This is a genomic window from Kitasatospora sp. NPDC101447 (assembly GCF_044767225.1).
Classification (GTDB): Bacteria; Actinomycetota; Actinomycetes; order Streptomycetales; family Streptomycetaceae; genus Kitasatospora.
Genome location: NZ_JBIWNL010000003.1, coordinates 359,037 through 371,317 on the forward strand (window position 1 = coordinate 359,037; position 12,281 = coordinate 371,317).

The 12,281-nt window shown below is 73.8% G+C and carries 14 protein-coding genes; 2 read left to right on the forward strand and 12 right to left on the reverse strand.

Annotated elements, in window-relative coordinates; all coding sequences use genetic code 11:
- Window positions 1-33: 33 nt before the first annotated feature.
- The 9 genes from ACIRST_RS06590 to ACIRST_RS06630 all read right to left on the reverse strand — a co-directional run bounded on the left by ACIRST_RS06590 (window position 34) and on the right by ACIRST_RS06630 (window position 9,038).
- Window positions 34-534 carry a GNAT family N-acetyltransferase gene (locus ACIRST_RS06590; RefSeq protein WP_350523764.1) on the reverse strand — a complete coding sequence of 167 codons (501 nt, stop codon included), beginning with the start codon at window positions 532-534 and terminating at the stop codon, window positions 34-36.
- Window positions 535-744: 210 nt separating this feature from the next.
- The gene (locus ACIRST_RS06595) at window positions 745-1,002 is read right to left on the reverse strand and encodes a winged helix-turn-helix domain-containing protein (RefSeq protein WP_350523765.1); all 258 of its coding nucleotides are present in this window, start codon (window positions 1,000-1,002) and stop codon (window positions 745-747) included.
- Window positions 1,003-1,110: 108 nt separating this feature from the next.
- Entirely contained in the window at window positions 1,111-2,535 is a 1,425-nt protein-coding gene (argH, locus tag ACIRST_RS06600) for an argininosuccinate lyase (RefSeq protein ID WP_350523766.1), read from the reverse strand.
- Between the two features lie 114 nt (window positions 2,536-2,649).
- Window positions 2,650-3,198: an arginine repressor gene (locus ACIRST_RS06605; protein WP_049652068.1), complete on the reverse strand. Its 549-nt coding sequence runs from the start codon at window positions 3,196-3,198 to the stop codon at window positions 2,650-2,652.
- A 23-nt stretch (window positions 3,199-3,221) separates the two neighbouring features.
- The gene (locus ACIRST_RS06610; protein WP_350523767.1) at window positions 3,222-4,427 is read right to left on the reverse strand and encodes an acetylornithine transaminase; all 1,206 of its coding nucleotides are present in this window, start codon (window positions 4,425-4,427) and stop codon (window positions 3,222-3,224) included.
- A complete protein-coding gene (gene argB, locus ACIRST_RS06615; protein ID WP_402800636.1) occupies window positions 4,424-5,299 on the reverse strand; it encodes an acetylglutamate kinase in 876 nt (291 codons plus the stop codon). Before argB ends, ACIRST_RS06610 begins: the two co-directional genes overlap by 4 nt.
- Before the next feature lie 176 nt (window positions 5,300-5,475).
- Window positions 5,476-6,630 (reverse strand): bifunctional glutamate N-acetyltransferase/amino-acid acetyltransferase ArgJ, encoded by a 1,155-nt coding sequence (gene argJ / locus ACIRST_RS06620; RefSeq protein ID WP_350523876.1) that lies wholly within the window; start codon window positions 6,628-6,630, stop codon window positions 5,476-5,478.
- Window positions 6,631-6,644: 14 nt separating this feature from the next.
- Window positions 6,645-7,673, reverse strand: a complete 1,029-nt coding sequence (argC, locus tag ACIRST_RS06625; RefSeq protein WP_402800527.1) for an N-acetyl-gamma-glutamyl-phosphate reductase — start codon at window positions 7,671-7,673, stop codon at window positions 6,645-6,647.
- Window positions 7,674-7,826: 153 nt separating this feature from the next.
- On the reverse strand, window positions 7,827-9,038 hold the full coding sequence (locus tag ACIRST_RS06630; RefSeq protein ID WP_402800529.1) for a methyltransferase: 1,212 nt from the start codon (window positions 9,036-9,038) through the stop codon (window positions 7,827-7,829).
- Between the two features lie 96 nt (window positions 9,039-9,134).
- On the opposite strand from ACIRST_RS06630, the gene ACIRST_RS06635 reads away from it, so the two are divergent.
- On the forward strand, window positions 9,135-9,539 hold the full coding sequence (locus ACIRST_RS06635) for a VOC family protein (RefSeq protein ID WP_350523769.1): 405 nt from the start codon (window positions 9,135-9,137) through the stop codon (window positions 9,537-9,539).
- A gap of 132 nt (window positions 9,540-9,671) precedes the next feature.
- Window positions 9,672-10,046, forward strand: coding sequence for a S4 domain-containing protein (locus ACIRST_RS06640; protein WP_350523770.1), 375 nt, complete (start codon window positions 9,672-9,674; stop codon window positions 10,044-10,046).
- Between the two features lie 36 nt (window positions 10,047-10,082).
- On the opposite strand, the gene ACIRST_RS06645 is transcribed toward ACIRST_RS06640, so the two are convergent.
- From ACIRST_RS06645 to ACIRST_RS06655, 3 genes are all read right to left on the reverse strand, one after another.
- The gene (locus ACIRST_RS06645) at window positions 10,083-10,607 is read right to left on the reverse strand and encodes an FBP domain-containing protein (protein ID WP_350523771.1); all 525 of its coding nucleotides are present in this window, start codon (window positions 10,605-10,607) and stop codon (window positions 10,083-10,085) included.
- Between the two features lie 37 nt (window positions 10,608-10,644).
- On the reverse strand, window positions 10,645-11,202 hold the full coding sequence (locus tag ACIRST_RS06650) for an HDIG domain-containing metalloprotein (RefSeq protein WP_396548370.1): 558 nt from the start codon (window positions 11,200-11,202) through the stop codon (window positions 10,645-10,647).
- A gap of 124 nt (window positions 11,203-11,326) precedes the next feature.
- Window positions 11,327-12,211, reverse strand: a complete 885-nt coding sequence (locus tag ACIRST_RS06655; protein WP_350523773.1) for an SAM-dependent methyltransferase — start codon at window positions 12,209-12,211, stop codon at window positions 11,327-11,329.
- Window positions 12,212-12,281 lie beyond the last annotated feature (70 nt).

Here is a 12,281-nt window from a genome sequence, read left to right on the forward strand (position 1 = left end):
GCGGCGCCGAGCGGGGGGCGCGGTGCGGCGGGGTCAGGCCGTCGCGGCGAGCGGGGTGCCGACGGCCTTCTCCAGGTGGACGAAGCTCAGCCGGCTGTTGACCTGTTCGACCCGGGTCTGACGGTAGCCCTGGCGGGCGTACAGGCGCAGGTTGCCGAGGCTGCGGTGGCCGGTGAACAGGCGGTAGGCGGACACCGGGCCGTCCTCGGCGAGCCGGCGCTCCAGCGCGTCCAGCAGGCGGCCGCCCAGGCCGTGGCGCTGCATCCGCGGGTGGACGACCAGACGCCCTATCCGGCCGACGCCGTCGGCGTCGATCCGGCCGCGGACGGTGCCGACCACCTCGCCGCCCAGCCGGGCGACCAGGAAGTGCTGCTCGGTCAGTTCGGCGCGCAGGCTCTCCAGGCTCTGTGTCAGGGGCTCGATCGCCCAGTCGCCGTACAGCTCGGCCTCGGGCTGGTACCCGAGGTACTGGAGCTTGAGGATCTGCTCCGCGTCCTCGGCCGCCGCGGCCGAGATGATCACGCTCATGCCCATGTGGAGGGGCCTCCCCAGTCGTCGTGCCCTGCGCGCAGAGGGTGGCGCGCTCACGCTCAGTATCCGAGTGATCGCGGCACCGTCAAGAGCTGCGTTCGCCAGCGCTCTACCCGGGTGTCAGCTCCCCTCAACCTTCGCGCGGCCGGACGTGGCGAGGGTCACGCCCGGCTCCGGGGGCCGGCGCGGATGCCCGGAGGGCCCCGGGGCGCCTCACGGATAACGCTCCGCTCGGAGCAACGTGCGCAGGCAGGCGAGGCAGCGGGAGCGCGTGGGACCGATGGAGCCGCGGGGCATGCCGAGGCGCTCGGAGAGCTCGCGGTAGGTGGGCGGCGGATCCTCGGCGAGGGCGGCGATCAGTTGCGGACAGCGGCCGGGCAGGGCGGCCACGGTCTCGCGGACCACGCGGCGGCGGCGTTCGGCGAGGTAGACGTCCTCGGCGGAGGGGACGGGGGGAAGGGTGGTGCACACACCGTGCATGACGCACCGGGGCGGGGCCGGTTACGCCCGGGCCGTGGCGCGGACGCCGGAGGGGCGCGCCGGTCGGACCGCCGCGCCCCTCCTCCCGACGGCGGCCGGTCAGCCCCGGGCCCACTCCTGCTGCCGCGCCAGGTCCGCCTTCACCTCGGCGAGCTGGACCGCGACCGCGGAGGGGGCGGTGCCGCCGCGCCCGTCGCGGGAGGCGATGGCGCCGTGCACGCTGAGCACCGAGCGCACCTGCGGCGTCAGGTGCTCGGAGATCGCGGCGAACTGCTCGTCCGTCAGGTCGGACAGCTCGATGCCCTCGGCCTCGCAGACCTTGACGCAGGCGCCGGCCACCTCGTGCGCGACCCGGAACGGCACGCCCTGCTTGACCAGCCACTCGGCGATGTCGGTGGCGAGCGAGAAACCGGCCGGGGCGAGCTCCTCCAGCCGCTCCCGGTGCACGGTGAGGGTGGCCATCATCCCGGTGAACGCGGGCAGCAGCACCTCCAGCGTGTCGCAGGAGTCGAAGACCGGCTCCTTGTCCTCCTGGAGGTCCCGGTTGTAGGCGAGCGGCAGCGCCTTGAGGGTGGCCAGCAGGCCGGTCAGGTTGCCGATCAGGCGGCCGGACTTGCCGCGGGCGAGCTCGGCGATGTCCGGGTTCTTCTTCTGCGGCATGATCGAGGAGCCGGTGGAGAAGGCGTCGTGCAGCGTGATGAAGCCGAACTCCTTGGTGTTCCAGATGATCACCTCCTCCGCGATCCGGGAGAGGTTGATCCCGATCATCGCGGTCACGAAGGCGAACTCGGCGACGAAGTCGCGCGAGGCCGTGCCGTCGATCGAGTTGCCGACCGAGCCGCCCTCGAAGCCGAGGTCGGCGGCGACGGCCTGCGGGTCGAGGCCGAGCGAGGAGCCGGCCAGCGCCCCGGAGCCGTACGGCGAGACGGCGGTGCGGGCGTCCCACTGGCGCAGCCGCTCGGCGTCCCGGCCGAGGGCCTGCACGTGCGCGAGGACGTGGTGGGCGAAGAGCACCGGCTGGGCGTGCTGGAGGTGGGTGCGGCCCGGCATGGCGGTGTCCGGGTGCGCCTCGGCGAGGCCGACCAGGGCCTCCTGGAGGTCGAGCAGCAGGCCGCCGATGGTCTTGGCGTGGTCCCGCAGGTACATCCGGAACAGGGTGGCGATCTGGTCGTTGCGCGAGCGCCCGGCCCGCAGCTTGCCGCCGAGCTCGGCGCCGAGGCGCTCCAGCAGGCCGCGCTCCAGGGCGGTGTGGACGTCCTCGTCGGCGACGGTGCCCGTGAAGGTGCCCGCCTCGACGTCGGCGAGCAGCCGGTCGAGGCCGGCCAGCATGGCGGACAGCTCGTCGTCGGACAGCAGCCCGGCCTTGTGCAGGACCCGGGCGTGGGCCTTGGAGCCGGCGATGTCGTACGGCGCGAGCCGCCAGTCGAAGTGGACCGAGGCGGACAGCCTGGCCAGCGCCTCGGACGGGCCGTCGGCGAAGCGCGCGCCCCAGAGGCGGACGTCGGAGGACTGCTGGGCGGTCATCGCGTGGCTCCTTCATGCATGTACAGCGGACGGCATAAGTATGCACGATGGCGTATGGAACACAAAACCCCGGCCGCATGGATCCGTCGGCCGGGGTCGTGGGGTTTCCGGGCGCTACTGCGCCTTCGCCTGGGCGAGTTGCATGAGGTGGTCGGCGAGCGCCTGGCCGCCGGCCGGGTCGCGGCTGATCAGCAGCACCGTGTCGTCGCCGGCGATGGTGCCGATGATCTCGAACACCTCGGCCTGGTCGATCGCCGAGGCGAGGAACTGGGCGGCGCCCGGCGGGGTGCGCAGCACGACCAGGTTGCCGGAGGCCGTCGCGGAGACCATCAGCTCGCCGGCCAGCCGGGCCATCCGGCCCTCGCTGGCCGACTCCCCCATCGGTGCGCGCGGCGTGCGGTCGCCGCCCTCGGCCGGGACGGCGTAGATCAGCGCGCCGTCCCGGTTGCGGATCTTGACCGCGCCCAGCTCGTCCAGGTCCCGGGAGAGGGTGGCCTGGGTGACCACGAGTCCGTCGTCGGCGAGCAGCTTGGCGAGCTGGCTCTGCGAACGCACGGGCTGGCGGGTGAGCAGGTCCACGATCCGCCGGTGGCGCGCGGTGCGGGTCTGCGGGACCTGCGGCGTCGGGCCGGCGGCGGACGGGCCGGAATGGGAAGCGGTCATGTGATTATTCTCCCGGACGACGGTCAACTCGCATCGGCCGGGGCGTTCTCGCGCACCGTCCGGAGGATGCCCGGCAGGGCTGCGAGGAAGGCGTCCGCCTCCTGCTCGGTCAGGACGAGCGGCGGAGCCAGCCGTACGGCGTCCGGGACGGCCGCGTTGACGAGGAAGCCGGCCTGCTGCGCGACGGCCTGGACCTGCGCCGAGACCGGAGCGGTGAGCACGATGCCGAGCAGCAGGCCGGCGCCGCGCACGTGCGAGACCAGCGGGTCGCCGATCGCCTCGACGCCGTGCCGCAGCCGTTCGCCGAGCTTGCGGACGTGCTCCAGCAGGCCCTCGGACTCGATGGTGTCCAGCACCGCGAGCCCGGCCGCGGCGGCCACCGGGTTGCCGCCGAAGGTGGTGCCGTGCTGGCCCGGGGTGAGCAGCTCGGCGGCCGGGCCGAAGGCGAGGACGGCGCCCATCGGCAGCCCGCCGCCGAGCGCCTTGGCCAGGGTGACGACGTCCGGCTCGACGCCCTCGAAGGCCTGGTGGGCGTACCAGTGGCCGGTGCGGCCCACACCGGTCTGGATCTCGTCCAGGACCAGCAGGGTGCCGGTGGCCCGGGTGATCTCGCGCGCCGCCTTCAGGTAGCCGTCCGGGAGCGGGACGGCGCCGTTCTCGCCCTGGATCGGCTCCAGGAAGACCGCGGCGGTCTCGGTGGTGACGGCCGCGCGCAGCGCCTCGACGTCACCGAACGGGACGTGGGTGACGTCGCCGGGCAGCGGGCGGAACGGGTCCTGCTTGGCGGGCTGGCCGGTGAGCGCGAGGGCGCCCATGGTCCGGCCGTGGAAGGCGCCCTGGAGGGCGACCAGGTGGGTGCGGCCGGTGCGCCGGCTGATCTTGAACGCGGCCTCGTTGGCCTCGGCCCCGGAGTTGCAGAAGAACACCCGGCCGCCCGCCCGGCCGTCCAGCTCCAGCAGGCGCTCGGCGAGGGCGATGGTGGGCTCGGCCATGAAGAGGTTGGAGACGTGGCCCAGGGTGGCGATCTGCCTGCCGACCGCCTCGACGACGGCCGGGTGGGCGGTGCCGAGGGCGTTGACGGCGATGCCGCCGAGCAGGTCGGTGTACTCCTTGCCGTCGGCGTCCCAGAGCTTGCTGCCCTCGCCGCGCACCAGCGGGATCCGCGGGGTGCCGTAGTTGTCGGTGAAGCTGTGCTGCCACCGCTCGGCGAGCTGCTCGTTGTGCGTCATGCCAGTCCCCCGGTCACGGTCGGTTCGTCGTCCGGCACGACCATCGTGCCGATGCCCTCGTCGGTGAAGATCTCCAGCAGCAGGCTGTGCGGCACCCGGCCGTCCAGGACGCGGGCGGTGCCGACGCCGGAGCGGACGGCGCGCAGGCAGCCCTCCATCTTGGGGAGCATGCCGCTGGCCAGGCCGGGCAGCAGTCCGTCCAGCTCGCTCGCGTTGAGCTGGCTGATCACGTCGTCGGAGTTCGGCCAGTCCTTGTAGAGGCCCTCGACGTCGGTGAGGATGACGAGCATCTCGGCGCCGAGCGCGACCGCCAGGGCGGCGGCGGCGGTGTCGGCGTTGATGTTGTAGACGTGGCCGTCGGCGCCCCGGGCGATCGAGGAGACGACCGGGATCCGGCCGTCGGCGATCAGCGCCTTCACCGCGCCGGCCTCGATGTTGACGATGTCGCCGACCAGGCCGATGTCCACCTGCTCGCCGTCCACCACGGCGTAGCGCTTGACCGCCGTCATGGTGTGCGCGTCCTCGCCGGTCATGCCGACGGCGAACGGGCCGTGCTCGTTCAGCAGGCCGACCAGCTCGCGCTGCACCTGGCCGGCCAGGACCATCCGGACCACGTCCATGGTCTCGGGGGTGGTGACCCGCAGGCCGTTGGTGAAGCTGGACTTCAGGCCGAGCCTGTCCAACTGGGCGCTGATCTGCGGGCCGCCGCCGTGCACCACGACGGGGTGGAGTCCGGCGTAGCGCAGGAAGACGACGTCCTGGGCGAAGGCGGCCTTCAGCTCGTCGTCGACCATGGCGTTGCCGCCGAACTTGATCACGACGGTCTTGCCGTGGAAGCGCTCCAGCCACGGCAGCGCCTCGATCAGCGTCATGGCCTTGGGCAACGCGGTGTTGTTGCGGGCCTGTTCGCCCTTGGGTGCGATCTGCACGGGATTCCCTCGTCGATGGGGTCCCCCGGGCCGGAGGCCGGGGGGAGGACGTCGCGGCTCGGTGCTGCCGCGGCTCGGTGCTGCCGCGGGTCAGGATGTCGCGGACGAAGTGACGTGGATCAGGTCGAGTAGGCGCTGTTCTCGTGAACGTAGTCAGCGGTGAGGTCGTTGGTCCACACCGAGGCGCTCGCGGGGCCGGCGTTGAGGTCCGCCGTGATGACGACCTCGCGGCCCGTCATGTCCACCAGGTCGCGGTCCTCGCCGACGCCGCCGTCCTTGCAGACCCAGACGCCGTTGATGGCGACGTCCAGCTCGTTCGGGTCGAAGGCGGCGGAGGTGGTGCCGATCGCGGCCAGCACCCGGCCCCAGTTGGGGTCCTCGCCGTGGATGGCGCACTTGAGCAGGTTGTTGCGGCTGATCGTCCGGGCGACCTCGACCGCCTCGTCCTCGGTGGCGGCGCCGGTGACGTCGATCCGGATGTCCTTGCCGGCGCCCTCGGCGTCGCCGATCAGCTGGCGGGCCAGGTCGGCGCTGACCGTGCGGACGGCCTCGGCGAACTCGGCCCCGTCCGGGGTGACACCGGAGGCGCCGGAGGCGAGCAGCAGCACGGTGTCGTTGGTGGACATGCAGCCGTCGGAGTCGATCCGGTCGAAGGTGGTGCGGGTGGCGCCGCGCAGGGCGGCGTCCAGGCCGGCACTGTCGACGGCGGCGTCGGTGGTGAGCACGACCAGCATGGTGGCGAGGCTCGGCGCGAGCATGCCCGCGCCCTTGGCCATGCCGCCGACCGTCCAACCGGCCGGGCTGGTGACCTGGGCGGTCTTGTGCACGGTGTCGGTGGTCTTGATGGCGATCGCGGCGGCCTCGCCGCCGGTCTCGCTGAGCTCGCCGACGGCCTGGGTCACGCCCGGCAGCAGGATGTCCATCGGCAGCCGGACGCCGATCAGGCCGGTGGACGCGACGGCGACCTCGCCCGCGTTGAGCTTCAGCTCCTCGGCGACCTTCTCCGCGGTGGCGTGGGTGTCCTGGAAGCCGAGCGGGCCGGTACAGGCGTTGGCGCCACCAGAGTTGAGGACGACGGCGGACACCACGCCGCCCTTGAGGACCTGCTCGGACCAGAGCACCGGCGCGGCCTTGACCCGGTTCGCGGTGAAGACGCCGGCCGCGGCGAGCGACGGGCCGTCGTTGACCACCAGGGCGAGGTCGGGGGTGCCGGAGGCCTTGATGCCGGCCGTCACACCGGCGGCGCGGAAGCCCTTGGCCGCCGTCACGCCCACGTTGGTGGCAGTGCTCACGGTGCGACTCCGTTCACGGGAAGGCCCAGCTCCTCGGGAAGGCCGAGGGCGATGTTCATGCTCTGCACCGCGCCGCCCGCGGTGCCCTTGACCAGGTTGTCGATCGCGCTGATCGCGATGATCCGCCCGGCGGTGGCGTCCAGGGCGACCTGGACCAGGGCGGTGTTGGCGCCGTAGACGCTGCTGGTCTGCGGCCACTGCCCCTCGGGCAGCAGGTGGACGAAGGCCTCGTCCGCGAACGCCTCGGTGTAGGCCGCGCGCAGGCTCTCGGCGGTCACGCCGGGCTTCGCCTTGGCGGAGCAGGTGGCGAGGATGCCGCGCGGCATCGGGACGAGGGTGGGGGTGAAGGAGACGGTGACCGGCTCGCCCGCGAGCGGGGTGAGGTTCTGGGCCATCTCGGGGGTGTGCCGGTGCACGCCGCCGACGCCGTACGGGCTGACGCTGCCCATCACCTCGCTGCCCAGCAGGTGCGGCTTGGCGGCCTTGCCCGCGCCGGAGGTGCCGGAGGCGGCGACCACCACGGCCTCCGGCTCGGCCAGCCCGGCCGCGTACGCGGGGAACAGCGCGAGCGAGACGGCCGTCGGGTAGCAGCCGGGCACGGCGATCCGGTTGCTGCCCTTCAACGCGGCGCGGTGGCCGGGGAGTTCGGGCAGGCCGTAGGGCCAGGCGCCGGCGTGCGCGGAGCCGTAGAACTGCTCCCAGTCGGCAGCGGCCTTGAGCCGGAAGTCGGCGCCGCAGTCCACCACCAGGACGTTCTGGCCGAGGGCCTCGGCGACGGCGGCGGACTGGCCGTGCGGCAGCGCCAGGAACACCACGTCGTGATCGGCCAGCACCTCGGGGGTGGTGGGTTCGAGGACGCGGTCGGCGAGCGGGATCAGGTGCGGCTGCAGCGCGCCCAGCCTGGTGCCCGCGTTCGAGCCGCCGGTGAGCGCCCCGATCTCCACCTCCGGGTGGCCCAGCAGCAGGCGCAGCACCTCGCCGCCCGCGTACCCGCTCGCGCCGGCGACGGCGACTCGCAATGCCATGGCGTTCCTCCTTAGTCTTGGCATGAATATACGCGTGACGGAAAATTCATGCAAGGAGTATGTGCCGGAGCCCCGCCCGGACACGGTCGGGGCGGGGCGGGGCGGGACGGCTCAACGTTTGACGGCGACGGATCGGCGCTCGACGGCGCTGGATCAGCGCTTGACCGCCCGCAGCACCACGAACTTGGGGTTGCCGGCCACGAGCCGGCAGTTGCCGAAGAGGCGGCGCAGCTTGACGTGGTAGCCGAGGTGGCGGTTGCCGACCACCCAGAGCTCGCCGCCGGGCCGCAGTGCCCGCTTGGCGCCGGTGAACATCCGCCACGCGGTGGCGTCGGTGGTGGCCTGGTGGGAGTGGAACGGCGGGTTGTTGAGCACCAGGTCCACCGAGCCGGGGGCGACCGCGTCCGTCGCGAGCGCGTCGGCCGTGAGGAACTCGGCCGGGGCGTCCGGGCCCAGGTTGGTGCGGAAGGTCTCCTCGGCGGAGGCCACCGCCTGGTGCGACTCGTCCACGAAGAGCAGTTGCGCGCCCGGCCCGGCGAGGGCCGCGGCCGTGCCGACCACGCCGTTGCCGCAGCCGAGGTCCACCACCCGGGCGCCTGGGGCGGGGGTGGGCAGGTGGGCGAGGAAGAAGCGGGTGCCGATGTCGAGGCGCTCGGCGCAGAAGGTGCCGGCGTGGTTGACCACCGTACGGCCGGCGGCGGGGCCGATGTCCGACGGCAGCGCGTAGCGGTGCGGCCACGGGTTCGGGCCGGGGTCCAGCGCCGGGTCCGGGGTGCAGAGGATCAGCCGGGCCTTGCGGACGGCGAGCGAGGTGCGGGTCGGGCCGAGGATCCGCTCGAAGAGCTGGAGCGTGGAGGTGTGGATCTCGGTGACCATGCCGGCGCCGATCACCACGGTGCCGGGGTGGATCGCGGGGGCGAGCCGGTGCAGTTGGTCCTCCAGCAGCGCCAGACTCTTGGGGACGCGCACCAGCAGCACGTCGATCCGCTCCGGCGGGGTGTCCCGGGTGGTGAGCAGCCGGTCCTCGTCGACGTCGGCGCCGGCCCGGGCCAGGTTGGCCAGGGTGGCCTGCCGGCCGAGGTGGGAGTCGGAGATCTGGACCGGCCGGAATCCGGCGAGCGCGGTGGTCAGCGCGCCCCAGCGGTCGCCGAGGACGGCGATCCGGCGGTCGGCCAGCTCGGTCGCGGCGCCGGCCGCGCTCGCCGCCTCGCCCGCGAGGTGGCGCAGCAGGTACTCGTCGGCGGCGTCCCAGGCCCGGAGCCGCTCGCGCGGGTCCTCGGGGAAGCGGGTGAGGTCGAGGGCGCCCCACGGGGTGGCCAGCAGGGTGGCCGGCGGGGTCGCGGCGGGCGTGGTCTGCGGATTCATCGTGTTCTCAGGCTATCGGACGGGCACCGGGGAACAGTTTTGGATGACGGCCGCCGGACGGATACTGGAAGAGCCCGACCGAGAGGGGTGAGGGCGATGGACTGGAAGCTCGAAGTCGTGGTGGTCCCGGTGTCCGACGTGGACCGCGCGAAGCTCTTCTACGAGGAGCAGGCCGGCTTCACGGTGGACCACGACACCCGCCTGCGGGACGGGGTCCGGGTGGTCCAGCTGACTCCCCCGGGCTCGCCCTGCTCGATCGTGGTGGGCAAGGGGGTGATCGACTCCCCGCCCGGGTCCGTCAAGGGCCTCCAACTGGTGGTCGCGGACATCGAGAAGGCGCACGCCGAACTGCGGGCGCGGGGCGTGGAGGTCAGCCCCGTCCAGCACTTCGTGGCGGGGGCCCGGGTGAACGGGCACGGCGAGGCCTGGAACAACTTCGTGTTCTTCAACGACCCGGACGGGAACGGCTGGGCTGTCCAGGAGGCGCCGCGCGCGGCGTAGCCCGCGGACGGCGGCGCGGACGCCCGTCCGCCGCACGGACGTCGGGGCGTGCCCCCGGCCGCGCGGGCCCCGCCTGCACCCCCCGGCCGCGCGGACCCGGGAAGGGCCGGACCGCTTGGGTAGGCTCCGAGGATGGCTGAACACGAGGGAAGCGTGCGGGTGGACAGCTGGATCTGGTCGGTCCGGCTGGTGAAGACGCGAGCGCTGGCGGCGGCCGCCTGCCGGGCCGGGCACGTCCGGGTGAACGGGGAGCGGGCCAAGCCGGCCCAGGCGCTGAAGGCCGGGGACGAGGTCCGGGTCCGCGAGGAGAACCACGAGCGGGTCGTGGTGGTGCGGAAGCTGATCCGCAAGCGGGTCGGTGCCGAGGTCGCCGCGGAGTGCCTGGTCGACAACAGCCCGCCGCGGCCGCCGCGCGAGTTCGTCGCGGCGGCCGGGCAGCGGGACCGCGGGGCCGGGCGCCCGACCAAGCGGGAGCGCCGCGAGCTGGACCAGCTGCGCGGGCAGTGAGCCCGGGGCTTGGGCGCCCTATGCGGACACGGGGCGCTACGCGGACACGGCGGACCCGACGGACGTGTCGGTGAGCACCTTGGCGACGAAGGCGTCGAGGTTGCCCACCGTCCGGGCGATCTGGTCCTCCAGCGGCAGCGACTCGTCGGGCCTGGTGACCAGGGCGGACTTCTTCAACCCGCGTACGTACAACGAGCAGGCGAGGTCGGCGCAGATGTACGTCCCGACCGTGTTGCCCTCGCGCCCGGCCGCGCCGGCCCGGCGGGCGGCGAGCAGCGCGACGCCGGTGCCGGCGTGCGCGGTGATGCACAGCGAGCAGACGTTGGTCTTGGTCAGGCTGCGCCGGACCGTCGGCACCCGCAGCGTCACGCCGACGAGTTCGCCGCCGTGCCGGGCCACCAGGTAGGCGCGGTCGGGGGCGCCCTGGTCCCGCCAGCCGAGGAAGTCCAGGTTCTCCCAGGGCAGTTCGGCCAGGCCCCGGGGCAGGTTGAGCCGACGGGCCTCGCCCTTGGAGCAGTTGACGAAGGACGCGCGGATCTCGTTCTCGCTCAGGGGTTCCATGCCCGGAAGCTAACACCGCGCCGCGGGCGCTGTCGCGTCAATTTCTCCCGGTTCGTACGGGGTGCCCGGCCTGGACGGCGAGCCGCCGCGGGGCGTCCTCGCCGATCCGGGTGAGCAGGTCGTCCAGGGCGAGGAAGGCCTCCCAGCGTTCCCGGCCGCCGGCGGCGGCGAGCCGGTCGACCACGCGGTCCTCCAGGTCGGGGACGCGCTTGTTCTTCCAGGCCTTGTCGGCCAGGCTGACCAGCAGTTCCTCGACGGTGGTGCCGGGCTCGCCCCACCGCGCGTGGCTGCGGGCGAAGCGGGCGAGCCGCTCGGGGACGCCGCGGGCGATCAACAGGGCGTGGCCGGCGGCCTCGTGCGCGGAGCCGGGCGCGGAGAGCTCCTCGGGGTGGACGGTCTTGCCGATGTCGTGGGTGGCGGCGCCGTACCGGACGGCCTCGCGGTCGAACTCCAGGCCCTCGCGGGCGCAGAAGTCGGCGATCTCCTCGGCGACCTCGTGCACCAGCGCGAGGTGGGCGACCAGTCGGGGCGGCGCCGCGAGGGCCCGCAGCAGGTCGGCGACGTCGGCGGGCAGCGGCGGCAGGGCGGTGGTCACGCCGCAGGCTACCGGGGCGGGTGAGGGGTTGTCAGTGCGGGTGCGTAGGCTGCGGTGACCCGGTCCCGGCGCAGGAGGGAGGCGCCGGGACCGGGCTCGGTCCCGTACGGGTCGGCCGGCGGGGCTACGGCTTGAAGGCGACGCCCGCGTACGCGGAGACGTCCTGCCAGCCCTCGGGCAGTTCGGTGGTGGGGACGTGGCCGGCGGTGGGGCGCCAGAGCGGGAGCTGGACGAGCCCGGGGCCGGCGAACTCGAAGTCGCCGAAGAAGGGTTCGACACCGGCCCGGGGGCGCAGCACGAGCGGGGCGCTGGCGCTCCGGTAGATCCGGGTGCCCTCGGCTGCGCTCTCGCGGGAGGCGAAGTCGGGGCTGCCGTGCGAGAGGATCAGGGCGCTGCCGGGCGCGAGCGCGTCGCGCAGGGTGCGCACGATCTGCTGCGCGCCGTCCTCGTCGCGGATGAAGTGCAGCACGGCGACCAGCATCAGCGCGACCGGCCGGGAGAGGTCGACGGCGGCGGCCAGCCCGGGGTGGGCGAGGATCGCGGCCGGGTCGCGCAGGTCGGCCTCGATCACCGAGGTGTGCCCGGCGGGGTGGCTCGCGAGCAGGGCGCGGGCGTGGGTGGCGACGATCGGGTCGTTGTCCACGTACACCACGCGGGCGTCCGGGGCGACCCGCTGGGCGGCCTCGCTGGTGGAGCCGACGGCCGGGATGCCGGTGCCGATGTCGACGAACTGGCGGATGCCGCGGCCGGCCGCGAACTCCACCGCGCGGCCGAGGAACTGCCGGTTGGTGCGGGCCAGCAGCGGCAGCGCCGGGTAGGCGGCTATCGCGGCCTGGGCGGCCTTGCGGTCGGCCTCGAAGTTGTCCTTGCCGCCGAGGTAGTAGTCGTACATCCGGGCGGTGTGCGGGACGCCGGTGTCCAGCTCGCTCGGCGGCTGCCAGTCGTCCGCCCTGGCCCAGCCCCAGTCGGTGCCGCCCGCCTGGCCGGTGGCCGTGGTGTCGTCGTGCATCCTGTTCCGCCCCCAATGCGCAATGCCGGAATTGTGCGACCGCCCGTCAACACGCGGTGCGCGGTGATCG